Origin of the sequence: Mycobacterium sp. ACS4054, from assembly GCF_001667275.1 — a bacterium.
Taxonomy (GTDB): Bacteria; Actinomycetota; Actinomycetes; order Mycobacteriales; family Mycobacteriaceae; genus Mycobacterium.
The window spans coordinates 152,165-174,078 of record NZ_LZHV01000017.1 but is presented as its reverse complement, the minus strand read 5'-3'; the positions used below and the strand labels follow the sequence as shown (position 1 = coordinate 174,078).

Annotated in this window: 23 protein-coding genes; 14 read left to right on the top strand and 9 right to left on the bottom strand. The window is 67.9% G+C overall.

Translation table 11 applies throughout. From position 1 onward, the window contains the following. The first annotated feature begins 184 nt into the window (after positions 1–184). Positions 185–2,701: a SpoIIE family protein phosphatase gene (locus A5730_RS04035; RefSeq protein ID WP_369829855.1), complete on the top strand. Its 2,517-nt coding sequence runs from the start codon at positions 185–187 to the stop codon at positions 2,699–2,701. Next, complete coding sequence (locus A5730_RS04030; protein ID WP_067896009.1) at positions 2,701–3,015, top strand: STAS domain-containing protein; 315 nt, start codon at positions 2,701–2,703, stop codon at positions 3,013–3,015. The genes A5730_RS04035 and A5730_RS04030 overlap by 1 nt, the downstream gene beginning before the upstream one ends. Before the next feature lie 18 nt (positions 3,016–3,033). Here the strand turns inward: A5730_RS04030 and A5730_RS04025 are convergent, their stop codons facing one another. After that, the gene (locus A5730_RS04025) at positions 3,034–3,537 is read right to left on the bottom strand and encodes a DUF2505 domain-containing protein (protein ID WP_067895920.1); all 504 of its coding nucleotides are present in this window, start codon (positions 3,535–3,537) and stop codon (positions 3,034–3,036) included. Positions 3,538–3,642: 105 nt separating this feature from the next. On the opposite strand from A5730_RS04025, the gene A5730_RS04020 reads away from it, so the two are divergent. Further along, the gene (locus A5730_RS04020) at positions 3,643–3,855 is read left to right on the top strand and encodes a DUF3072 domain-containing protein (protein ID WP_067896004.1); all 213 of its coding nucleotides are present in this window, start codon (positions 3,643–3,645) and stop codon (positions 3,853–3,855) included. Here A5730_RS04020 and A5730_RS04015 read toward each other — a convergent pair whose 3' ends face one another. Further along, positions 3,856–4,854, bottom strand: a complete 999-nt coding sequence (locus A5730_RS04015; protein ID WP_067895918.1) for a YihY/virulence factor BrkB family protein — start codon at positions 4,852–4,854, stop codon at positions 3,856–3,858. It lies immediately after the preceding gene. Positions 4,855–4,979: 125 nt separating this feature from the next. Here A5730_RS04015 and A5730_RS04010 point away from each other — a divergent pair, with 125 nt between their 5' ends. The 3 genes from A5730_RS04010 (at position 4,980) to A5730_RS04000 (ending at position 7,383) form a co-directional block, all read left to right on the top strand. Continuing rightward, on the top strand, positions 4,980–5,411 hold the full coding sequence (locus A5730_RS04010; protein ID WP_067895914.1) for a nitroreductase family deazaflavin-dependent oxidoreductase: 432 nt from the start codon (positions 4,980–4,982) through the stop codon (positions 5,409–5,411). A gap of 404 nt (positions 5,412–5,815) precedes the next feature. After that, complete coding sequence (locus A5730_RS04005) at positions 5,816–6,748, top strand: SAM-dependent methyltransferase (protein WP_067895912.1); 933 nt, start codon at positions 5,816–5,818, stop codon at positions 6,746–6,748. Continuing rightward, on the top strand, positions 6,745–7,383 hold the full coding sequence (locus A5730_RS04000; RefSeq protein ID WP_067895909.1) for a class I SAM-dependent methyltransferase: 639 nt from the start codon (positions 6,745–6,747) through the stop codon (positions 7,381–7,383). Before A5730_RS04005 ends, A5730_RS04000 begins: the two co-directional genes overlap by 4 nt. Positions 7,384–7,487: 104 nt before the next feature. On the opposite strand, the gene A5730_RS25080 is transcribed toward A5730_RS04000, so the two are convergent. Continuing rightward, positions 7,488–8,102 (bottom strand): chitin-binding protein, encoded by a 615-nt coding sequence (locus A5730_RS25080; RefSeq protein WP_082946705.1) that lies wholly within the window; start codon positions 8,100–8,102, stop codon positions 7,488–7,490. Positions 8,103–8,309: 207 nt separating this feature from the next. On the opposite strand from A5730_RS25080, the gene A5730_RS03995 reads away from it, so the two are divergent. The 3 genes from A5730_RS03995 (at position 8,310) to A5730_RS03985 (ending at position 11,510) form a co-directional block, all read left to right on the top strand. Further along, complete coding sequence (locus A5730_RS03995) at positions 8,310–9,023, top strand: VIT family protein (RefSeq protein WP_067895907.1); 714 nt, start codon at positions 8,310–8,312, stop codon at positions 9,021–9,023. Between the two features lie 94 nt (positions 9,024–9,117). After that, positions 9,118–9,963, top strand: a complete 846-nt coding sequence (locus tag A5730_RS03990) for an acyl-CoA thioesterase domain-containing protein (RefSeq protein ID WP_067895904.1) — start codon at positions 9,118–9,120, stop codon at positions 9,961–9,963. Further along, on the top strand, positions 9,960–11,510 hold the full coding sequence (locus A5730_RS03985) for a class I adenylate-forming enzyme family protein (protein ID WP_067895900.1): 1,551 nt from the start codon (positions 9,960–9,962) through the stop codon (positions 11,508–11,510). The genes A5730_RS03990 and A5730_RS03985 overlap by 4 nt, the downstream gene beginning before the upstream one ends. Positions 11,511–11,518: 8 nt before the next feature. Here A5730_RS03985 and A5730_RS03980 read toward each other — a convergent pair whose 3' ends face one another. Beyond that, a complete protein-coding gene (locus A5730_RS03980; RefSeq protein WP_067895897.1) occupies positions 11,519–12,139 on the bottom strand; it encodes a TIGR03085 family metal-binding protein in 621 nt (206 codons plus the stop codon). Between the two features lie 93 nt (positions 12,140–12,232). Between A5730_RS03980 and htpG the strand changes: the two genes are divergently transcribed. After that, a complete protein-coding gene (htpG, locus tag A5730_RS03975) occupies positions 12,233–14,170 on the top strand; it encodes a molecular chaperone HtpG (protein WP_067895894.1) in 1,938 nt (645 codons plus the stop codon). A 72-nt stretch (positions 14,171–14,242) separates the two neighbouring features. Beyond that, positions 14,243–14,458 (top strand): hypothetical protein, encoded by a 216-nt coding sequence (locus A5730_RS03970; protein ID WP_067895891.1) that lies wholly within the window; start codon positions 14,243–14,245, stop codon positions 14,456–14,458. A gap of 12 nt (positions 14,459–14,470) precedes the next feature. Here the strand turns inward: A5730_RS03970 and A5730_RS03965 are convergent, their stop codons facing one another. Further along, positions 14,471–14,977 carry a hypothetical protein gene (locus A5730_RS03965; RefSeq protein ID WP_067895888.1) on the bottom strand — a complete coding sequence of 169 codons (507 nt, stop codon included), beginning with the start codon at positions 14,975–14,977 and terminating at the stop codon, positions 14,471–14,473. Between the two features lie 200 nt (positions 14,978–15,177). On the opposite strand from A5730_RS03965, the gene A5730_RS03960 reads away from it, so the two are divergent. Beyond that, positions 15,178–16,203 carry a TIGR03617 family F420-dependent LLM class oxidoreductase gene (locus A5730_RS03960; protein WP_067895885.1) on the top strand — a complete coding sequence of 342 codons (1,026 nt, stop codon included), beginning with the start codon at positions 15,178–15,180 and terminating at the stop codon, positions 16,201–16,203. On the opposite strand, the gene A5730_RS03955 is transcribed toward A5730_RS03960, so the two are convergent. Together A5730_RS03955 and A5730_RS03950 are read right to left on the bottom strand one after the other, a co-directional pair. Next, positions 16,193–17,827, bottom strand: a complete 1,635-nt coding sequence (locus A5730_RS03955) for an Nramp family divalent metal transporter (protein WP_067895882.1) — start codon at positions 17,825–17,827, stop codon at positions 16,193–16,195. The two genes, A5730_RS03960 and A5730_RS03955, sit on opposite strands and share 11 nt — an antisense overlap. Beyond that, positions 17,824–19,152, bottom strand: a complete 1,329-nt coding sequence (locus tag A5730_RS03950) for a magnesium transporter MgtE N-terminal domain-containing protein (protein WP_067895879.1) — start codon at positions 19,150–19,152, stop codon at positions 17,824–17,826. Before A5730_RS03950 ends, A5730_RS03955 begins: the two co-directional genes overlap by 4 nt. A 286-nt stretch (positions 19,153–19,438) precedes the next feature. Between A5730_RS03950 and A5730_RS03945 the strand changes: the two genes are divergently transcribed. Next, positions 19,439–19,810 (top strand): VOC family protein, encoded by a 372-nt coding sequence (locus tag A5730_RS03945; RefSeq protein WP_067895876.1) that lies wholly within the window; start codon positions 19,439–19,441, stop codon positions 19,808–19,810. On the opposite strand, the gene A5730_RS03940 is transcribed toward A5730_RS03945, so the two are convergent. Next, complete coding sequence (locus tag A5730_RS03940; RefSeq protein WP_067895874.1) at positions 19,802–20,689, bottom strand: DMT family transporter; 888 nt, start codon at positions 20,687–20,689, stop codon at positions 19,802–19,804. The genes A5730_RS03945 and A5730_RS03940 overlap by 9 nt on opposite strands. A 79-nt stretch (positions 20,690–20,768) precedes the next feature. Here A5730_RS03940 and A5730_RS03935 point away from each other — a divergent pair, with 79 nt between their 5' ends. After that, positions 20,769–21,356 (top strand): TIGR03086 family metal-binding protein, encoded by a 588-nt coding sequence (locus A5730_RS03935; RefSeq protein ID WP_067896001.1) that lies wholly within the window; start codon positions 20,769–20,771, stop codon positions 21,354–21,356. Positions 21,357–21,390: 34 nt separating this feature from the next. Here A5730_RS03935 and A5730_RS03930 read toward each other — a convergent pair whose 3' ends face one another. After that, complete coding sequence (locus A5730_RS03930; protein WP_067895871.1) at positions 21,391–21,783, bottom strand: hypothetical protein; 393 nt, start codon at positions 21,781–21,783, stop codon at positions 21,391–21,393. Positions 21,784–21,914: the final 131 nt, after the last annotated feature.

The following is a 21,914-nucleotide window of genomic DNA, read 5'->3' as shown; positions in this document are numbered from 1 at the left end:
AAGGTTACTCACATCGACCATCGTCGGTGGGGCGATTCAATGCATGGTCAAGATCGAGTAAAGCCGCCGCCGCTGCTCGAACACCCCGCGCCCGTATGCGTAGCGAATATCAACAGTTAGGTTTGTATCCATGGGCAATGAAGGGGGAGGTGGATCGGCGTTCACCTGGCAGGGCCGGCGCGACATGGTGAGCCAGATCCATGAGCAGCTCGACGAGCTGGTGGAAGCCCGCGACCAGATGGAGCAACTGGTGCGGGTCATCAGCGAAATCGGCTCCGACCTCGACCTGGACGTGACACTGCACCGAATCGTCAAAGGGGCGATGGAGCTGACCGGCTGCCGTTACGCCGCCCTGGGCATCCGCGCGTCCGACGGAGCCCTGGCCTCATTCGTTTGCGCGGGGATAGACGACGGCGCGGCGCGCCAGCTCGGCGACCTGCCCATTGGCGACGGGCTGCGCCTGGCGGATGTGAGCGCGCATCCGCAGGCCGGCGCGCTGCAGGCCCACGATCCGCCGGTGCGGGCGCTCCTGGGAATACCCATCACGGTGCGCGGCGCCGACTTCGGCAGCCTCTACCTGGCCGACGACCGCGCCGGACGCGTCTTCTCCGACTCGCAGGCGGCCGCCGTGCGGGCCTTGGCGACCGCCGCGGCGGCGGCCGTCGACAACGCGCGGCTGTTCGAGCGAGAACGCGAATCGGCGAAATGGACGAAGGCCAGCCGCGAGATCACCACCGCGCTGCTGTCCGGCGACCCCCAGACCGGCCCGCTGCAACTCATCGTGAACCGGGCGCTGGAGTTGGCCGACGCCGAACAGGCGATCTTGCTGGTTCCTAAGGAGCCCGACGTGCCCGCCGACGAGGTCAACACCCTGGTCGTGGCCGCCACGGCGGGCCGGTACTCCTCGGAGGTCATCGGGCGCCAAGTGCCGATGGACGCCTCCACCACGGGCGGTGTGGCCCGGCGCGGCCTGCCATTGATCACCGACTCGTTCCAATACCCGATCGAGGGTTTCACCGACGTGGGTGAACGCTCGGCGATCGTCATGCCGCTGATCGCCGACGGCGCGGTGCTCGGCGTGATCGCCGTCGCCCGCGACCAGCAATCACCCTTCGGCAACGATTACCTGGAGCTCGTCAGCGACTTCGCCCGGCACGCGGCGATCGCCCTGGCGCTGGCGGCGGGCCGCGAGCACGCCCTCAACCAGGAACTCGCCCAGGCCGACACCGTGGAGAACGCGATCAACGCGGCGGCCGAGGAATTGCGCCGACTGTGGCGGGCCCGCCGCGTCCTGGCCGTCACCTTCCCGACCAACAGTTCCGGCACCGGACCGGCCTTCGGCGCACCGCACGTCGTCTCTGTCGGCGAGCCCACCCAGTGGGACGATCTGCCGTCACACACCCAACAGATGCTCAGCTCGTTGCGCGAGGGCGACCTGCTGACCCCCAGCACCGGCGAGTCCGGCACGGCCGGCATCGCGCTGCAACACCCCGAGGGGGTGCTCGTCGTCTGGATCGATCTGGCCGAGCGGCGGCCGTTCACCCTCGAGGACCAGACGTTGCTCACGGTGCTGGCCGGCCGCCTGGGCCAGGGCCTGCAGCGGGTCCATCAGGTGGACCAGCAGCGCGAAACCGCGCTGGCGCTGCAGCACGCCATCCTGGGGCCGGCTGATCTGCCGCACGGTTTCACGGTGCGCTATCAGGCGGCCAGCCGGCCGCTCCAGGTCGGCGGTGACTGGTACGACATCGTCGACCTCGAGGACGGGCGCATCGCAATGGTCGTCGGTGACTGCGTGGGGCATGGCCTCGCCGCCGCCACCGTGATGGGTCAGGTGCGAAGTGCCTGCCGCGCGCTGCTGTTCGAAAACCCAAGTCCCGGAGCCGCTCTCGCCGGGTTGGACCGCTTCGCAGCGCGGCTGCCCGGCGCCCAGTGCACGACCGCCGTGTGCGCGGTGCTCAACGTCGAGACCGGTGAGCTGGTGTATTCGAGCGCCGGGCATCCGCCGCCGATCCTGGTCCACGCGGACGGCACCACCCAGATGCTGGACGAGGGCCACACCATCGCGTTGGGGGTACGAGCCGACTGGGCCCGACCCGAGGCGCGGGTCACCGTGCCGGCCCGCGCGACCCTGCTGCTTTACACCGACGGGTTGGTCGAGCGTCGCCGCACCGCGCTGGGGCAGGGCATCTCCCGGGCCGCCGCGCTCGTGCAGGATGGACGCGCGGCCACCCTCGACGAGCTGGCGAACCAGATCATGTCCGGCCTGGCCCCCAGCGAGGGCTATCAGGACGACGTCGTCCTGTTGCTCTATCGCCATCCCGCGCCGCTGGAGCTGACGTTTCCCGCCGACGTCAGCCACCTCGCTCCCGCGAGATCCGCGTTGCGCAGCTGGTTGACGCGGACCCGGTTGGACCCGGAACAGGCGATGAATGTGCTGGTGGCAGCGGGGGAGGCCGTCGCCAACGCGATCGAGCACGGCCATCGCGACAAGCCCGAGGGCACGGTCAGTCTGGGTGCGACCGCGCTCGGCGACCGGGTGCACCTGACCATCACCGACACCGGATCGTGGAAGCCCCCGCAGCCCGCTAGTTACCCGCACCGCGGGCGGGGTATAGCCCTCATGCGAGGGCTCATGCATGACGTCACCATCAGCCCCGACGCCGCCGGGACCACGGTTCACCTATCCGCGAGGATCACATGATGCCCACGTCGCTCACGCTCGACACCGCGCGCCGCACCGACGGGGAACTGATGCTGGTCGCCGCGGGGGAAATCGACCTGAGCAACGTCGACGCGTTCAACCAAGCCCTCACGACCGCGAGCACCGAGGCCGCCAGCGGCGGGCCGCTGACGGTTGACCTCAGCGGAGTCGAGTACCTCGACAGCGCGGCCATCAACCTGCTGTTCACTCACGCGAACCACATCAACCTCATCGCGCACCCGATGCTGATGCCCATCCTCACCATCAGCGGCCTGACCGAACTGGTCGCCGTCGAGCCCGCCGCGGCGGGCTGATCACAACACCGTTGGCCCTCAGGCGTTTTCGGCGATCCAGGTGCTGGTGAAGCGCTGCAGGGCCGGGATGCTCTGAGTCAAGTCGCTTTCCATCGACTTCTCGAGTTTGCGGCCCAACAACGGGATCTTCACGGCCACCTCCACGGCGAAGCGCAATTTCGCGCCGTCGCCGGCGGGCGCCATCCACGCCTCGGCGCGGCCTGACCCGATGCCGCCGGACGTCACGACGTTGATCTGCCCGCGGACCTCGCCGTCACCGACCGATCGCCATGTCTCGCTGGAAACGATCTTCAGGTCGCCGGGGACGGCTTTGGCTAGCAGCGCCGGCAACACCTGACGGGCCACATGCTGCGTGGCGCGTACTGACACTGTCCCGTCGGGGTCCACGGTCAGCGCATCAAGCGTGATAGGCGCGTTGCTCACCTTGAGCCGGGCCGCCCAATATTCTTCACGCCCGAACGTCGCGTGAATCTGCTCCACGCTGGCGGGCGACTCGATGTGGATATCGAAGCGACGCGACATGGCACCGATTCTTACAAAGGGGAGCCCCTCCGCGCCGCCCGCCCGTCGCATCCAATGTTTCGAACGTACGTGCGATGGTTATTCCTCGTCGCGGAGGTGAATGAGATGACTGATGACATGCGGCAGGCGCCGAGCGAAAACCCCGAGAAGGACACGTCCCAGTGGGTGACCGGCGACGAGCCGATGACCGGGCCGCAGCGCAGCTACGTGCACACGTTGGCCCAGGAGGCCGGGCGCAATGTTCCCGACGATCTGACGAAGGCGCAGGCGTCCGAGCTCATCGACGAATTGCAGCAACAGACCGGGCGCGGCAACTGATCAGGGGGCGGGCCGGCCGCCGATCGTGGGTCGGTCCGCCTTGCGGCCCAGGTCGCCGAATCTGACGCTGACGCGCTGAAAACCCTTGACCCGCTCGGCCTTTGCCTTCTTGGTGTAGGTCTTGCGATCGGCCGGTGTGAGTTCCACGTCATCGGTGAACGGCGTGAGCAACGCCCGCGGGTAAAGCCGTTCCACCAGAACGACATTGATCTCGGCGCACAGCACCAGCGTGGACGACACCAGGTAAAGGAAGGCCAAAAGCCCCAGCACCAAGGCGAAGACGCTGTTGGTTGCGCTCGCCGACTTCACCGTGTGCCGAATGTAGCCGGCACCGCCCCACTGCAAGATCTGCCAGATCACGGCCGCCGCGAGCGCTCCGGGCAACACCTGGCGGTAGGTGAGGTTGCGCGCGGTGGTCACGCGAAACGCCACCAGGCAGATCGACGCATTGATCGCGATGGCCACCAGCGCGACGCCGATCTTGCCGAACACCCCCAGCGCGTTGGTGGCCTGGCCGGCCGCGGAAAGGACGGTGGCGGCGACGGCCGCCGAGCCGAGAACCAGCAACAGCATCAGGCTGCGCAGCCGCGAACGGAAGGGGTCGGGACGCTTGTTCCTCGGGACGGCCCATACCGAGTCCATCGCGTTCTGTACGGCCTGACCGACGCCCAGGCCACCGTAGAGCGCGCCCGCAATGCCGACGACCACGGCGACGGTCCCTCCGCTGAGCCCTGCGGGTTGATGCAGCTGGTCGCCGATGACCGGGAATTGGCTCAGCGTGCTGTGCAATACCTGGTCCTGCAGGTCGGGGCGGCCGGCGAGCAGCACCCCAAGACCGGTGGTCAGCAGCAACAGCATCGGGAACAGCGAGACGAAGGCGTAGTAGGTGATCAAGGCGGACAGGTAGCCGCCCTGGTCGTCCATGTATTTGTAGAAGACGGCGATCACGACGCCCGCGGCGCGGTTTCGTCGCTGCAGCCTGTCCAGCCAGCCGACCATCTCGTGCTCACTTCGTTGCTACGAAAAGCGGATACCCCCCCGATGGGATTGCCAGGTGATACCCGCATTCGGCGACGATCAATCGCGGGGCGCTCGCGGGCGGGGTCCCGTGCCAGGATGGGTAGATGGCCGACGATGTGATGCAGTCCGAACGCGAATTCAACGAGCGCAACATCGAGGAGTTCCGCCGCAACGGCGGCAAGGTGGGCGGCCAGTTCGAGGGCTTCCCGTTGCTGTTGTTGACCTCGACCGGTGCCCGCTCCGGTGAGCAGCGGGTGAATCTCATCGGCTACTTCGATATCGACGGCAAGATTTATGTCATCGGTTCCGCCGCGGGCCGGGACAAGAATCCCGCGTGGGTGCACAACATCCGTGCCAACCCGCGGGTGAGCGTGGAGATCGGTTCGCAACCCCCGCGGTCGGCCACCGCGCGCGAATTGCCGCGCGACGAGCGGGATTCCGTCTACCGAACCGTCGTCGAACGCGCCCCGGGGTTCGGCGAGTACGAGCAGCGCACCGACCGGGTAATCCCGGTCTTCGAACTGGTTACCGAATAACGGCACCGCCAGGGGAGGCGACCCACATGACAACCGCCGCGATGAAGCATCTGGTCCGGGGTTGGGCATCTGGCGCCTTCGCGTTCGCGTTGGTGATCTTGCCGGCGAGTTCCGCGCCGGCGATCGGCCACGCGGACCCCGTCTGCCCGCCCGGGTTTGTGTGGAGCGGGTTTTTGAATCAATGCGTGTTGTGGGTCCCCTCCGCGAACGGGCCGGCTGCACCCGTCGGGCCCCGCGGACCCGGTAGCCCGGGGCTCCCTACCGATCCCTGTCCACGTACGGGCGGAACTGCCCAACCCCGCGCTCACCGCGTCCAGCTGCCGCAAAATTCCGGGGAACTCGCGATCCCTCGCGGTCGTTATGGTTGCTAAGTAACGCTGCGACTCGAGGGGACACACAGGCGCATGCCACGCACAGACAACGACACCTGGGATCTGGCCACCAGTGTGGGCGCGACGGCCACGATGGTCGCCGCGGCCCGAGCGATTGCGACCAAGGCCGACACCCCGCTGATCGACGACCGGTTCGCCGAACCGCTGGTTCGCGCGGTCGGCGTCGACTTCTTCACCCGATGGGTCGACGGCGACCTTGATGCCGCCGACGTCGACGACCACGAATCCGGCTGGAAGCTCGAGCACATGCCGGTGGCGATGGCCGCGCGCACCCGGTTCTTCGATGCCTTCTTCCACGACGCCGCGCAGGGCGGGATCCGCCAAGCCGTAATTTTGGCCTCCGGCCTCGACGCCCGCGCCTACCGATTGGCGTGGCCCGCCGACATGACGGTCTTCGAGATCGACCAGCCCGAGGTGATCGAGTTCAAGACCACCACCCTGGCGAAGCTGGGCGCCGCGCCGCGGGCCGACCTTCGCACGGTCGCCATCGATCTGCGAAGCGACTGGCCGAAGGCGTTGGTGGACGCCGGTTTTGACACGACCCGCCGGACCGCCTGGATCGCGGAGGGCCTCTTCGGGTACCTACCGCCCGTCGCTCAGGACCGCTTGCTGGACAACATCTCCGCGATCAGCGCCGAGGGCAGCAGGCTCGCCGTCGAGGCGATCCCGAACCGCCCGCAGCAAGACGTGGACAAGGCCCGCGAAATGATGCGCCGGGCCACCGCCAAGTGGCGCGACCACGGCTTCGAACTCGATTGGGAAGAGCTGGGTTTCGAGGGTGAGCGCAACGACGTCGCCGAGTACTTGAATAACCTCGGCTGGCAGACGGTCGGCACCCAGATGAGCGAGCTGCTGGCCGGCAGCGGGCTCGCGGCCATCCCGCAGACCAATGACTCGGTCTCGGTCGCCGACACCGTCTACTACAGCGCGGTGCTGAGCGAATGACGGCACCGAGCCGTCGGGGACTCAACGACGCCGTCACGCGGCTGTGGAGCTTTCTGGCCCCGGCGTACGACCTACCGGTCTTGCAGCGGTGGGTTTACCGTCCGCCGCACGACGAGGTGATTGCGCGGCTACGCGCCCACCACGCCCGCAGGATCGCCGATATCGCTTGCGGTACCGGCGTTCTCAGTGACCGGATCGCCCGCGAATTGCAGCCCGATGAGATGTACGGCATCGACATGTCCGAGGGCATGCTCGACCAGGCGCGTGCCAGAACCGATCGGGTGCAATGGATGCGCGGCCCGGCCGAGCAGCTGCCCTTCGACGACGGGGCGCTCGACGCGGTGGTCACCACCTCGGCGTTCCACTTCTTCGACCAGCCCGCGGCCCTGCGCGAATTCCACCGCGTGCTGGCGCCCGGCGGCATGGTTGCCGTTGCGGCCCTGAGCGCGCGCCAACAGCTGCTTCAGGCGCCGTCGGCCAGTAGGTGGAAGCCGCAGCACAACGCATCGCCGCCGGAGATGCGGGCGATGTTCGAAGCCGCCGGTTTCGTGATCAGCGATCAGCACCGCATCCCGCGGCCGGCCTGGACGCGAATCATTTCCGACCTGATCACCGTCGGCACCAAGAACGGCTAACGCGCTGTTCGCCTGCGCCGCAACGGGTTACCCCGTCCATCCGTGCGGAAGCGATGGCGCCCGCCTCGCCTGGTGGCGAAGCGGGCGCCGCGCTTTAGTGCTCTTTACAGCGGAATCCAGACTCCGAAGAACCAGAATCCCCACTGGTTGAATCCGGGATCCCACACCGGGGTCTCCTGGTAGCCCCAGTAGTTGATCGGGCCGTATCCCCAATGCGCACCGGGCGGGGGAAGCGGCCGGTCCCACGCCGGGCGCGGCGGCTCACCGGGTCCCCACGGGGCCGGCCCGTCGCCCCACGGTGCCCCGCGGAAGTAACCGCGCTGGGGATCTCCGTGCCAGGGACCGCCCGGCCCGCCGGGACCGCCGGGGTGATCGGGCCCGCCGGGTCCGCCTGGGCCGCCGGGCCCACCGGGATGATCGGGCCCGCCTGGGCCACCGGGTCCGCCCGGGTGACCGGGGCCGCCGGGCCCACCCGGTCCACCTCCCGGCCCGCCGGGACCGCCAGGGCCGCCGGGACCGCCAGGGCCACCGGGACCGCCCGGATCACCGGGTGCGTTCGGCGGATGAATACCGCCCGGGGCCGGCCCACCATGATTGCCGGCCGGCCCGGGCGCCGGCGCTCCCGGAGCGGCGTTGGCCGCGGCGGCGCCCATGCCCAGCGCGGCAGCGCTAAGGGCACCGGCGACGGTTATTCCCCCAAGTATTTGCTTGAATCTCATAGTCCTTCACCTGTCTAGCGATTAGTGAATTCCTCGGAATCCCCCCTTACACAAACCGACCTTAGATAGCTTTCCTATGGATCGGCTGTGCGACGCCCATGCGGAGCTTTTGGCGCACGCCGCGGCGCGGAAAATGAGCGGCGCCTGCCGGTTTGGCAAGGCTATGTTTGCTAGTCGGGCGGGTTTTCGACGTATATCGTTGCCGCCGTGTCGAGCCCGTCACATCCGGCCGAACCGCACGTGGGTTCGGTGTCGTCGAAACTTAATTGGTTGCGTGCCGGGGTCCTGGGCGCCAACGACGGAATCGTGTCCACGGCGGGCATCGTGGTGGGAGTCGCGGCGGCGACGGTGGAACGCACTCCGGTGTTGACCGCCGGCACCGCAGGGCTGGTCGCCGGCGCGGTATCGATGGCGCTGGGCGAGTACGTGTCGGTCAGCACCCAGCGCGACACCGAGAAGGCGCTCCTGCACAAGGAGCGCGAAGAGCTGCGCGACGACCCGGTCGCCGAGCTGGACGAGCTCGCCGCCCTATATGAGGCGAAGGGCCTGACCGCGGCGACCGCCCGCATGGTCGCCGAGGAACTCACCGACCACAATCCGCTCCTGGCCCACGCCGAGGTCGAACTCGGTATCAATCCCGATGAGCTCACCAACCCGTGGCAGGCGGCGTCCTCCTCGGCTCTGTCGTTCGCAATCGGCGCCCTGTTGCCGCTGATCGCCATCTTGGCCCCGCCCGCGTCCTGGAGAATCCCGATCACCGTCGCGGCGGTACTCCTCGCGCTGGTGATCACCGGGGCGGTGTCGGCCGGGCTGGGCGGGGCGCCGAAGGGGCGCGCGGTGCTTCGCAACGTCATCGGGGGCGGCCTCGCGTTGTCGATCACCTACCTGATCGGCCATTTGGTGGGCGCGGCGATCACCTGACGGCGGTCCCACCCGCGGCACTGGAACTCGAACTGTAATATCAACTGTTGCCATCCTCAGCTGAGGGTCCCAACGCCGGGCGGAGCGTCACGCATTGACCGAAGCTAATTTCGTGTTTGATGACGTCGCCTCGGCGACGTCGACCCCGTACTTCTCGCGCGACGAAAGCCGTTTCATGCCAAACCCGATCGGGCGCGGCGGATGGGGCCCGTCGCTCAGCGGGCACGTGGTCGGCGGCCTGCTGGGCTGGGCGGTCGAAACCGCGGTCGACGACCCGCAACTGCAACCCGCCCGGCTGACAGTCGACCTGCCCGCGCCGGCCGCCCTGGAACCCATCGAAGTAAGCACCACCGTGCACCACGACCGTCGGCGACTGCGGCTCGTCGAGGCCGTCCTCACCCAGCGGGGCGTCCCGGTCGCGCGGGGCAGCGCGTTGTTCCTGCGGCGCGGAACGCAGCCCGAGGGGCACGTGTGGTCGCCTAGCGTGCAGATGCCGCCCCTGCCCATCGAGGACGGCGTCCAACCATCGCTGTTCATGCGCACCTACGGCTGGGGCACCGAAGTGCAAAACCCCGACCCCGACTGGGCCGACACCCCGGGGCCGAAATACACATGGCTGTATGAGGCCCGCTCGCTCATCGAGGGCGAACCCGTCACCGCGTTCACCCGGGCGGCCATGGCGGCGGATATCACGGCTTCCCTTGCCAATTGGGGAACCAACGGGCTGCAATTCATCAACGCCGACTACACCCTGACGCTGAGCCGGCTGCCGGAGGGGCCGCACATCGGCATGGCCTCCCTGACGCACTACAGCCACGACGGGGTGGCCACCGGATCGGCCGTGCTGGTCGACCGCAAGGGCCCCATCGGCAGTGCGGTCTCGGTCGCGATAGCGCACTCCGGATTCCGCCCGGTACAGGTCAACCCGACGAGCGAATGAGCATCGGAAGCGACGTCACCTACTGGACGTTGATCGCCGACGCGGCGCGAACGGATTCGCCCCGGCCGCTGCTCGCCGACGACAAAGGGCGCAGCCTGACCGCGCGCCAGTTTCGCGACGCCGCCTGCGCGACGGCCGCCGCGTTCGCCGAACGCGGGATACGACCGGGAACCGTGGTGTCCTGGCAGTTGCCGACCACGCTGGAGACCGCGGTCGTCATGGCGGCGCTGGCCCGGCTCGGCGCCGTGCAAAACCCGATCATTCCGATCCTGCGGGAACACGAGGTCGGCTTCATCACCGAACAGCTCTCCTCGGAATACCTCGTGGTGCCGGAACTCTGGCGCGGATTCGATCACGCCGAGCTGGCGCGGGCGCTGGCCGCGACCCGCGGCTTCGAAGTCATCACCGTCGACTTGGCGACGCCGCCGGCCGGCGGCGAGCTCCGGCTGCCCCGCGCCGGCGCCGACGCGCTCCCCCCCCCGCCCGGTTCCGCCGGCGACGCGCGATGGGTTTATTACTCGTCGGGAACGACCGCGGCGCCCAAAGGAATTCGCCATTCCGACGCAACGGTGATAGCCGGTGCGACCGGGTTGGTCGGTGCGGTCGGCATCAACGGCAGCGACGTCGACCCCATCGCCTTTCCGATCGCGCACATCGGCGGGGCGGTGATGCTGGCCGCCGCGCTGCGGACCGGCATGCGGTTGGCGCTGTTCGAGGTGTTCGATCCGGCGACCACACCGTTTTCCATCGCGGAGCACAACCCGACTTTCCTGGGCACCGCGACCCCGTTTTTCGTCGGTTACCTCGAAGCCCAACGGGCGCACGGGGATCGGCCGCTCTTTCCCCACCTTCGCGGGTGCCTGGCGGGCGGCGCTCCCATCACCGCCGAGCTGGGCCGCCAAATCCGCGAGGCCTTCGGCCTGCCGGGCATCGCGAACGCGTGGGGGCTCACCGAGTTCCCCGTGGCGGCCTCACCGTCGCTCGACGCCACGCCCGAGTCGCTCGACCACACCGTCGGCAGGCCGACACCGGGCGTCAGCGTCCGGGTGGTCGGCGGTGACGAAGCGGAACTGCCCGTCGGACAGGAGGGCGAGTTGCGGCTCAAGGGGCCGCAATGCTTTCTCGGGTACGCGGACGCCGCGCTGGACGCCGACGCGTTCGACCCGGATGGCTGGCTTCGCACGGGCGACCTCGGCCTGGTCGATGCGGACGGCAACGTGCGGGTGACCGGCCGCATCAAGGACGCGATCATTCGCAACGCCGAAAACGTCTCGGCCCTCGAAGTCGAGAACGTGCTCGCCACCCATCCCGCGGTCGCCGACGTCGCGGTCATCGGCGTTCCGGACCCGCGCACCGGTGAGCGCGTCTGCGCGGTGGTGGTGCCCGCATCGGCCGAAGAGGTGTCGTTGGAATCCCTGGTGCGGCACTGCCATTCAAACAAGCTGAGTCGCTACAAGCATCCCGAGCGTCTGGTGATCGTCGATGCGCTGCCGCGCAACCAGTTTGGCAAGGTGATCAAGAAAGACCTCCGCCAAGCGTTCGGATGAGGCCGCTGCTACAGCCCCTTGGGCGCCTCGCGGACGGCCTGCACCGCCGACGGGTCGCCGTCGAACTCGACCTTTGCGGCGCGTCCGACCGAAAACAGCAGCAGCTCCTCGGGCGCGCCGGTCACCGTGACGGCCGGGCCGCGTCCCGCGGTCAACAGCGTCTTGCCCTCCGGGGTGCGCAACGCGACCCGGCCCGGCACCTTGGCGAGGGTGAGCCGGGCCATCAACGGCAGGGTGCGGCGCAGCCGGGCGCTCAGATCGGGATCCAGCGTGCGCGGCTGCCAGCCCGGCTGCGCGCGGCGCACATCCTCGTGATGGATGAACATCTCGGCCACATTGGCCACCGGATCGAGCAGCTTGAACGGCGAGTAGACCGGCGGCCCCGATGCGACCTTGTCGATTAACTCGTCCCAGTCGGCCCGTTCGGCCACCTGGTCCTGCACCTTCTCGGTGTGCGAGGCGAAGAACGGGATCACGATCCCCGGGGCGGCGTCGGGCCGGTACTCCCGGATGACGAGATGGGCGGCAAGATCCCGCGTCTTCCACCCCTCGCACAACGTGGGCGCCTCCGGCCCGGCGGCACGCATGGTTTCGACGAGGGCGGCACGTTCGCGTTGCGCGACAGACATGTGTTCAGGGTAGGGCCAGCCCCCGGGCGCGTACCATCCGCGTCTTGCGTAAATTTGCAACGTCATCACCGGAAGGAAAGTGCAGGGAATTTCATGAACGCGCGTGTCGAGCAGTTGGAGTTTCAGGCCGAAGCCCGGCAACTGCTGGATCTGATGGTCCACTCGGTCTACTCCAACAAGGATTCGTTTCTGCGGGAGCTGATCTCGAACGCTTCCGACGCACTGGACAAGTTGCGGCTGGAAGCCTTCCGCAACAAAGAACTCGACGTCGACACCTCCGACCTGCACATCGAGATCGAGGTCGACAAGGACGCACGGACACTCACCATCCGCGACAACGGCATCGGCATGACCCGCGCCGAGGTGGTGGCGCTGATCGGCACCCTGGCCAAGTCCGGCACCGCCGAGCTGCGTCAGCAGCTGAAGGACGCCAAGAACGCCGCGGCCTCGGAGGAACTGATCGGCCAGTTCGGCATCGGCTTCTACTCGAGCTTCATGGTCGCCGACAAGGTCGAGCTGCTCACCCGCAAGGCCGGCGAGAGCGAAGCCACCCGGTGGGAATCCAGCGGCGAGGGCACCTACACCATCGAAGACGTCGACAGCGCTCCCCAGGGGACGTCGGTCACCCTGCACCTCAAGCCCGCAGACGCCGAGGACGAGCTGCACGACTACACGTCCGAATGGAAGATCCGCGGCCTGGTCAAGAAGTACTCCGACTTCATCGCGTGGCCCATCCGGATGGAGGTCGAACGGCGGATCCAGGTCCCAGTGGAGGAAGACTCCGAAGAGACCCGCGAAGAAGTCGTCATCGACACCGAGACCCTCAACTCGATGAAGGCGCTCTGGGCCCGCCCCAAGGAGGAGGTTTCCGAGGAGGAATACAAGGAGTTCTACAAGCACATCGCGCACGCCTGGGACGACCCGCTCGAAATCATCGCGATGAAGGCCGAGGGCACCTTCGAATACCAGGCCTTGCTGTTCATCCCGTCCCACGCCCCGTTCGACCTGTTCAACCGCGACGCCCAGACCGGGATCCAGCTGTACGTCAAGCGGGTGTTCATCATGGGCGACTGCGACCAGCTCATGCCCGAGTACCTGCGCTTCGTCAAGGGCGTCGTCGACGCACAGGACATGTCGCTCAACGTGTCGCGCGAAATCCTGCAGCAGGATCGGCAGATCAAGGCCATCCGCCGCCGCCTGACCAAGAAGGTCCTCTCCACCATCAAGGAGCTGCAGTCCGAACGGCCCGAGGACTACCGCAGCTTCTGGACGCAGTTCGGCAGAGTCGTCAAGGAGGGCCTGCTGTCGGACTTCGACAACCGCGAAACCCTGCTGCAGATCTCCTCATTCGCCTCGACGCACAGCGAGGAGGAGGCCACCACCCTCGCCGAGTACGTCGAGCGCATGAAGGAGGGCCAGGAGCAGATCTTCTTCGCCACGGGGGAGACGCGCCAACAAATCCTGAAGTCACCGCACCTCGAGGCCTTCAAGGCCAAGGGCTACGAGGTGCTGCTGCTCACCGATCCGGTCGACGAGGTCTGGGTGGGCACCGTGACCGAGTTCGACGGCAAACCGCTGCAGTCGGTCGCCAAGGGCGAGGTGGACCTCAGCTCCGAGGGCGAGGAGAGCGAGGCGGAGCGGGAGGAACAGCAGAAGGACTTCGCCGACCTGCTGGCCTGGATGAAGGAGACGCTGAGCGACCACGTCAAAGAAGTGCGGCTTTCCAGCCGCCTGACCGACTCGCCGGCCTGCCTGATCACCGACGCCTTCGGCATCACCCCGGCGCTCGCGCGCCTGTACCGGGCGTCCGGCCAGGACATCCCGGTCGGCAAGCGGATCCTCGAACTCAACCCGAACCATCCGCTCGTCACCGGCCTGCGGCAAGCGCACCATGACCGCAGCGACGACCCCTCAATCGCCGAGACCGCCGAATTGCTATACGGCACAGCGCTTCTCGCCGAAGGCGGAGCGCTCGACGACCCGGCGAGGTTCGCCGAGCTGCTCGCCGACCGATTGACCCGCACCGTGTAAGCCGCCGGCATCCTCGACAATCGCCGGAGATGACGGCGATTGAAAACGGGTTTGCTGGGATAATCACCTCCCATGGCTGAGTTTCGCGTCATCGACCCACGTGGGCGGGTCGTCGCGACGAAGAATTTTGCCAGCGCGGAGACCGCATACGCCTGGTTCGTCGACTCAGTCGGCGGCAACACCGAGCTGGGCTGGCGCATGGAGGTCAACGATGACGGGCAGTGGGCCCACTTCGACGACACCCAGGGTTTCACCGCGCCCGTGAGCCATCGCCCCCGTCGGCGCTGATCACGTCGGGCGTCAGCCGGCCGGTCCGATCACGAAGCAGCGGCCGCTGCCGCTGGTGAGCAACACCTCTTGAACCGCGGACTGCGCGATCGCGGGGAATCCGAAGCGATGCACCTGCTGGTCGGCCGCGATGTCGGCGTCCTGCGACTCGTTGGTGCCGTCCTTCTTGCGCACCAACGCCGTCACCTTGTCGGGGGTTGGTGGGTTCTTCGGGTCACGGAAGTACCACACCTCGATCCCCGCGCCCGAGGAGTCGCCGCGCCAGCCGTCGGCGTAGTAACACGCGGGATTCCCCTCGGCGTCGGGCGGCGGTGGCCGGCATATCGACAATCCGACGCAGTCCGGCGCGCTGGTGCTGCTGGGTGCGCTGGACGAGGCGATCGGGCTGGGAGCAGCCGACGCCTTCGTCGCGCTCGAACTGGACGCGGTGGGCTGCGCGGCGTGCTGGGACCCGCAGGCCGTGAGACCGGCGCCCACCATGGCGACGACTGCGACGGTTCGCGCGATGAGAACGAACATCAGTGGCACACTTCGCGCCGGGCGCCTTGGGCCAGGGGAGCGCCCGCAATTCCGACGGCGATTGCTCCAGCCATCAACAATCCACGAAGCATGTTCGCGAGCCTTCCGTTAGCGCAAGCGGCTATGGTTGCTGCCGCTTACAGAGCTAACACCCTGACGCGGCCACCCAGCAAGAGGCACGACCCACGTAGGCTCCGATAATGCACGTCGACGCGATGACGGTTCCGCAGCCGCTGCACCAGATCGGCGAGCTGGCCCGGCGAACGCAATCGGCCGGCTTCTCCGGTTTGTTGTTCACCGAGACGGGTCGTACGGCCTATCTCAACGCCGCCGTCGCGTCGCAGGCCGCTCCCGGCCTCGAGCTGTCCACGGGCGTGGCGGTGGCCTTCCCCCGCAGCCCCTTCATCACGGCGGCCACGGCCTGGGAGCTGCAGGAAGCGACCGGCGGCAACTTCCGGCTGGGCCTCGGCACCCAGGTGCGCACCCATGTCGTCCGGCGTTACGGTGTGGCGTTCGAGCGGCCCGGCCCGCGGCTGCGCGACTACCTCTTCGCGGTCAAGGCGTGCTTCGCCGCGTTTCGATCCGGGACGCTCGATCACCACGGCGACTTCTACGATCTCGACTTCATCACCCCGCAATGGAGCCCGGGGCCCATCGACGCGCCCGATCCGAAAGTCGATATCGCAGCGGTCAATCCGTGGATGCTGCGGATGGCGGGCGAGGTGGCCGACGGGGTGCACGTGCATCCCATCGGTGAGCCGGGCTACATCGCCCGGCACGTGTTGCCGAACATCGCCGACGGGGCGGCGAAGGCCGGGCGCTCGCCGTCGGACCTTGCGGTGATCGTGCCCGTGATGACCATTGTCGGTGACACCGACGAGGAGCGTGACAAGCAACGAGAAGGGGTGCGCGCCAGCATGGCCTTCTACGGCAGCACCCCCAACTACGCGTTCATCTGGGACCAGGCCGGGTTCGAGGGCACCACCGCCCGGATCCGCGAGAAGCAGAAGGCCGGTGACTTCGCCGGCATGGCGGCCCAGGTCAGCGACGACCACGTCGCCGCCTTCGCGACCGAGTCGACGTGGGACAGTTTGGCCGACGCGCTCACCGCGAAGTACGCCGGAAAGGCCACGCGCCTGGTGCTTTACAACGCCGTCGGCGATCCGGAACGGTTCGAACGGTACGGCGAGGTGGCCCGCCGCATCCAACACCCCGTCAGTGACTGAGCTGAATCGCCTTGACCACCAACAGCAGCGCGCCGACGATCAGGTAGGCGCGCAACGCGATCATCCCGAGCCGGGTGCCCGGTGACCAGGTGACCGGTTCGAGCAGCGTCAAGGGCGGCATTCGCCACGTGTTGCGGTCTACCCCGCGCGCCGGCAGTCGCGCCGCGGGCGCTGCAGGCTGACGGCGCGACATCCAGCGCAGCACCGGTACCGCCGCCGCCGCGAGGATGGCCAGTGCCAGGGCCAGGTAGCCGGCCACCGCCACGACGTTGAGGTCGCGGAACAGCGTGGTGGTCATCAGGATTCCCGACAACAGCAGCAGCGTGCCGACGATCAGCCCGGCAACCCAGTTGAGCCAGGGCCGATTGACCCACGGCCCCAACACCTCTCGGTCGTTGCACAGCAGCAGTAGAAACACGCTGGCGCTGGGCAGCAATAGGCCGGCAAGGGCCTGCACGGCGGTGGTGATCAGGCCGAGCGGGGCGCCGGGGATCAGGACGATGGCCGCGGCCACTACCACCATCGCGGTGTAGGAAAAGTAGAACTGTTTGGCGTCGGCGAACCCACGGTGCAGCGAGTGCTTCAGGCCGAACACGTCGCCGAATGCGTAGCTGGTGGCCAGGGTCACCGCGGCGGCGCCGATGATGGAGGCGTCCATCAGCACGATGGCGAAAATCCAGCCGAGCGTCGCCCGGTGTTCGCCCAGCAGGTGCGCGGTCGCCCCGGCGTCGGTGAAACCACCGACGCTGCTGGTGGAGCGCGCCGCCCATTCGCCGGTCATCACGAGCGCCGCGGCGCCGATGACCACGACGAAGGCGCCCAGCACGGTGTCGGCGCGCTCGTATCCGATGAACCGCGGGGTAATGCGCTTGTCGACGACGTTGGACTGCTGGAAGAACAACTGCCAGGGCGCCACGGTGGTCCCCACGATGGCGATGATGAGCAGCACCGCATCGGAGCTGAAGCCCCCCGAAATGCTGGGCACCACGAAGGATTTCGCGGCCTGTCCCCACTGCGGGTGGGACATCAGCAGCATTGGGATCTGCAGCAACGTGACGGCGATGAAGACGAACATCGCGCGCTCCCACCGGCGGAAGCTTCCGCTCGCCATGATCGCGACCAGCGCCACCGCCGAGACCGGCACCACAACGTACTTGGAGATGCCAATGAATTCCGCGGCCAGGGTGATGCCGATGAATTCGGTGACGATCGTCAGGAAGTTGAGCAGGAACAGGTCGCCGACCGAGAACCAGCCCCAGCCACGGCCGAAGCGTTCGTTGATGAGCCGCGCGTGCCCGACCCCGGTGACCGCCCCGAGCCGTACCACCATCTCCTGGTTGACGATCAGCACGGGGATCAACAACAAGAGCACCCACAGCAGGGAGTAGCCGTAGTTCTGTCCCGCTTGGGCATACGTGGCGACGCCGCCGGCGTCGTTATCGCCGACCATCACGATGATTCCGGGACCGACGATCGCCAGCAGCGTCAGCAACCGCGTTTTCCACGTACGGGCGTGCTCGGTTTCGCCGACGCTGATCCGACCGAACGCGCCTTCGATGTCGCCGAGGTGCGCCGTGTCGAGCACCGCGCTGCGCCGGCTGGTGTCCTCGCGACCTGTGCTCACAGCGGGTTACCCCCAGGCACGCGGGTGCCTTGGTCACCGGGGACCTCACGGACGGGACGCGGCGCCGGTTCGCGCCGTCGCCAATCCTCGGGAATGGTCGCCTCGAGCACATCGTCGACGGTGACCACCCCCAGCACGCGGTCCTGGTCGTCGACCACCGGGATGGAATAGAGGTTGAAGTCGGCCATCAACAGTGCGATGTCCGTCAGATCGGCGTCCGCCGTGACCCGCACCGGGTCCGAATCCATCAGCCGCTCAAGGACTTCCCCGGCCGGTGCCTGCAGCAGGGCGATCACCGAGACGACGCCGTCGAGCCGTCTCTCCTCGTCGATCACGTGCACCTTGATCAGCGCTTCCGGCTGTATGGTGCGGGCCTTCGCGATCAGGTTCAGCGCTTCCGCCGCGGTGATCGAGGCGGCGCAGGAAACGAAGTCGACGTTCATCAGCCCGCCGGCGCTTTCGGGATTGAAGCCCATCAGGGTGATGACCTTGGTGCGCTGCGGGCCCGGCATCAGATCCAGCACGCGCCGGCGCCGCGACTGGCGCAGGTCGGCGATGGCGTCGGCAGCGTCGTCGGCCCGCATCCGGCCCAGCAGGGCGGCGACCTCGGTGTCAGGCATGTCGTCGAGCAGCCGGCTGGCCTTCTCCGGCTCCAACTCCTCGAAGACGTCGGCTTCCAGCTCGGGGTCGCTGCGCACGCGGTCGAGGATCTCGCCGCCCTCGGCCTTGTCCGCCTCTTCGAGAAGGTCGGCGATCTCGGCAGCTTTGAACTCGCCGAATCGGTCCGACAGGCGCCGGACGGCGTCGGACCGAGCGTCGCCGATCAGCGGCTCGAACGCCTTCCAGTCGCGAGCCGCGTGTCCACCGGACTGCTTGATCAGCCCGAACAGCCGGGGTGGCCGTCGGGTGTCAACCCGCGTAAGCATCCAACCGGCGCCGGTGTCCTCGAGCTCCACGTCGTAGGCGCGGATCAGCTCGACGTTGGCCACGTCGATCAGCCGATGTCCCAACACGTCGGTGCGCAACAGCACCTCACCGTCTCGGCGCTCGAAGCCGCGAAGGTCAACCTTGTTCTTGGTCAACAGGACTCGGTCGGCGGCGTACTCGTCGATGGATTTGTCGCCGATGAACACCCGCCGCCCGCCAACCCCGGCCACGATCCCCGTCACGAGGGGGTATTCGTCCGCGCCCCGCAGCCGCACGATCACGTCCTCGACGCGGCCCACGGTCTCCCCGGCGCGGGCCAGCACCGGCGCGCGCAGTAGTTGCGAAAGGTGGATCACTGGGCGCCCGCCGCCTTCGGCCACCGTCTCCGATGCGCTCATTCGTTCCTCCTCGACACCTCGCGACCGACTCTCCGATCAGCCTGCACGAAGCCACGTCGCGACGTCGTGTGCGGGTACGGCTTACCGCCAGGATCGGTGGTGGTGCAAGTGTGGTCGCTTCACCGGGTTCGGCCGCAAGATCGTACGCCGGGGTCGCAGCGAGCAGCTACCGCCGACAGGTGAACGGCGGGCGGCCATTGCGGTGCTATGGGTTGCCGATCTTCCCGGCGACCCGGTTGGCGATGCTGATGCCACCGATGTCGGGGCGAAGCGATATGTTCGCGACGTGACCGCAGTCGACTTCTCCTCCGTAGCCCCGATCGTCCCGGTACGGAATCTCGACGTCGCTCTGGCCCGCTATCGACGACTCGGCTTCGCCGCACGTGCATACGACGGACCAGATCGTTACGGCTTCGTCGACCGCGGATCCGTGTCCATTCACCTCACCGAGTGGGACGAGCACGACCCGTTGCGAACCGCCGCAAGCGTCTACCTCTACGTCAGCGATGCCGACGGCCTCTATGCGGAGTGGGCGGCGCTGGAAGACCTTGAGGGCCGGCTGGTCCCACCGCAGGACACTCCCTATGGCCTACGCGAATTCGCCTACGTCGATCCCGACGGCACGGCGCACCGCGTCGGTTCGCCCCGATCAGGCTGATACCGCGGGCTTTTCGCCGGCCGGCGGGGTGGATGTGGCCTGGCCGTGGGCGAGTGCCACCGTCGCCGCCGCCATCACCGCGACCGACAGGACCAGTGCCACCACGCCGATGTCGTTGGTGCGCAGCGTTTCACCGAGCACGGTCACGCCGAGAACCGATCCGACGACGGGCTCGGCGACGGTCGTCGCCGGCAGCGACGCGGTGAGCGGGCCGGCCCGAAATGCCGATTGTTCCCACGCGGTGGCCGCGATCGCGACGACCGCCCACACGTACACCTCGGGTGTGCGCAGCAGGGCCGGGATGCCGCGGTCGAGCTGGTCGACCACACCCTTGGTCAACACGGAGAACAACCCCCACAGCGAGCCGGACATCAAACCCAGCAGCATCGCGCCGACCGAACCGGGGAACATGCGCGCGCCGACCACGCACAGGATCAACGCCGGGCCCATGATCAGCGCCACGATGGTCCAGGTATGCAGAGACCCTCGCGGAGTGCCCTCCTGGGGGTCGCCGACCGTCACCACCACCGCGACCGCCGCGGCCAGCAGCGCGGCCCAGACCGCTTGTCGCACAGTGATTCTCCGGTGATTCAATCGCGCGCTGATGAGCAACGCGAACAGCAACGACGTCACCAGCAGCGCCTGGACGAGCACGACGGAACCCATCCCCAGCGCCGCGGCTTGGAACCCGAAGCCGGCGCCGGCCACCAGGCTGCCCGTCCACCACTGCCGATCGCGCAGTAACCGGCGAAACAGGGCAACAGTCCCAACCGGCTTGTCGGTGACCTCTTGGGCGGATCGCTGCTGGATGACGTCTCCGATGCCCACCATCAGGGCGGAGGCGACCGCCAAGATCGCCGCGATATCCGTTTTCCCCAAGCCGACCTCCTGTAAATCCGGCGTTGCGCCCTAGACTTCTGGACGGTACGCGACACGGCGTTTCGAGGGGATGCACGCCATGAACGACACGAACTCCCGGATCGGCGTGCTGGCCACCGAGGCGATGGATCTGCTCATCGTCGCCGTCGGCCAGATCTCACCCGAGCGGTGGGACCAGCCGTCCAACCTCGAGGGCTGGAGCGTGCGCGAGCTGGTCGGGCATGTCACCGGCAGCGCCGCGAAAGTCGTGACCCTGGTCGAGGACGGCGAGCTCTGGGACCGCCCGTCGCAGCCCTCCGACTGGATATCCGACAACCCGACACAGCGGCTGCGCGAGCTGGCCGGGCGGCTAGCCGCGGCGTTGCCGTCCGCCGACTTCGACGGACTGCGGAGATCGCCGGAAGGTGAGGTCCCGCTGGGCCGAGCGCTGACCTATCCGGTGTCGGACCTGGCCATGCACGCCTGGGACATCCATCGTTCCCAGGGCCGACTGATCGAGCTGCCCGGGGACCTGCTGGAGCTGTGCCGCGGGCTGGTGGAGTCGGTGCCCGAGCAGATGTTGCGGCGACCGGGGGGCTTCGGGCCGGCCCAACCCGCGCCGGGTGACGCGACTCCGACCGTTCGCCTCATGGCCTTCCTGGGTCGCTCGGTCGACGTCAGGCCGTGAGTCCTCCTGCCGCACAAGAGTTTTGCGTGACGCCTCAACTGTTGCGGCTGATCTTCAGCGCGGTGGTGATCATCGGAATCTGCAGCGGCAGCCGGGCGAAGGCCGCGATCCGCATCGGCCACGGCTTGTTCCACCACAACCGGCACATGTTGACGTTCGCGGGGAACACCCCGATGAACAGCGCAGCCGCGGCGAGCGCGGCCAGCCGGCGGGTGCGTCGGGGCACCAGTGCCGCGCCGACGCCGATCTCGGCCACCCCGGACGCGTAGGTGTAGAACCGGGCACTGCCCGGCAGCTCGGCGGGAACGATCGTGTCGAACGGTTTGGGCGCCACGAAGTGCAGCGTCCCCACGCCGAGGAGCATCGCCGCGACTCGGTAGGCGGTCAGCTCGGTGGTGTCACGCGCGGCGAGTGATCTGGTTGTCATCGATCCATTGTGTCCCGTCACGCGCAAGTTGCGACCCGAAAGCGCATGCCCAGGCCATTTACTATTGGCCATACGGTATTTGTTACGATTCGCGTCATCATCTACTGACACCCGCGCTGCCGAAACGCAGC

What these genes read in the sequence shown, in the direction of transcription:
- A5730_RS03985 (WP_067895900.1), top strand. Translation starts at nt 9,960, where the DNA reads ATGAGCATCGGAAGCGACGTCACCTACTGGACGTTGATCGCCGACGCG.
- A5730_RS04035 (WP_369829855.1), top strand. Translation starts at nt 185, where the DNA reads ATGGTGAGCCAGATCCATGAGCAGCTCGACGAGCTGGTGGAAGCCCGC.
- A5730_RS04000 (WP_067895909.1), top strand. Translation starts at nt 6,745, where the DNA reads ATGACGGCACCGAGCCGTCGGGGACTCAACGACGCCGTCACGCGGCTG.
- A5730_RS25080 (WP_082946705.1), bottom strand. Translation starts at nt 8,102, where the DNA reads ATGAGATTCAAGCAAATACTTGGGGGAATAACCGTCGCCGGTGCCCTT.
- A5730_RS04030 (WP_067896009.1), top strand. Translation starts at nt 2,701, where the DNA reads ATGCCCACGTCGCTCACGCTCGACACCGCGCGCCGCACCGACGGGGAA.
- A5730_RS03950 (WP_067895879.1), bottom strand. Translation starts at nt 19,152, where the DNA reads ATGAGCGCATCGGAGACGGTGGCCGAAGGCGGCGGGCGCCCAGTGATC.
- htpG (WP_067895894.1), top strand. Translation starts at nt 12,233, where the DNA reads ATGAACGCGCGTGTCGAGCAGTTGGAGTTTCAGGCCGAAGCCCGGCAA.
- A5730_RS03970 (WP_067895891.1), top strand. Translation starts at nt 14,243, where the DNA reads ATGGCTGAGTTTCGCGTCATCGACCCACGTGGGCGGGTCGTCGCGACG.
- A5730_RS04020 (WP_067896004.1), top strand. Translation starts at nt 3,643, where the DNA reads ATGACTGATGACATGCGGCAGGCGCCGAGCGAAAACCCCGAGAAGGAC.
- A5730_RS04025 (WP_067895920.1), bottom strand. Translation starts at nt 3,537, where the DNA reads ATGTCGCGTCGCTTCGATATCCACATCGAGTCGCCCGCCAGCGTGGAG.
- A5730_RS03960 (WP_067895885.1), top strand. Translation starts at nt 15,178, where the DNA reads ATGCACGTCGACGCGATGACGGTTCCGCAGCCGCTGCACCAGATCGGC.
- A5730_RS04015 (WP_067895918.1), bottom strand. Translation starts at nt 4,854, where the DNA reads ATGGTCGGCTGGCTGGACAGGCTGCAGCGACGAAACCGCGCCGCGGGC.
- A5730_RS03965 (WP_067895888.1), bottom strand. Translation starts at nt 14,977, where the DNA reads ATGTTCGTTCTCATCGCGCGAACCGTCGCAGTCGTCGCCATGGTGGGC.
- A5730_RS03930 (WP_067895871.1), bottom strand. Translation starts at nt 21,783, where the DNA reads ATGACAACCAGATCACTCGCCGCGCGTGACACCACCGAGCTGACCGCC.
- A5730_RS03980 (WP_067895897.1), bottom strand. Translation starts at nt 12,139, where the DNA reads ATGTCTGTCGCGCAACGCGAACGTGCCGCCCTCGTCGAAACCATGCGT.
- A5730_RS03935 (WP_067896001.1), top strand. Translation starts at nt 20,769, where the DNA reads ATGAACGACACGAACTCCCGGATCGGCGTGCTGGCCACCGAGGCGATG.
- A5730_RS04010 (WP_067895914.1), top strand. Translation starts at nt 4,980, where the DNA reads ATGGCCGACGATGTGATGCAGTCCGAACGCGAATTCAACGAGCGCAAC.
- A5730_RS04005 (WP_067895912.1), top strand. Translation starts at nt 5,816, where the DNA reads ATGCCACGCACAGACAACGACACCTGGGATCTGGCCACCAGTGTGGGC.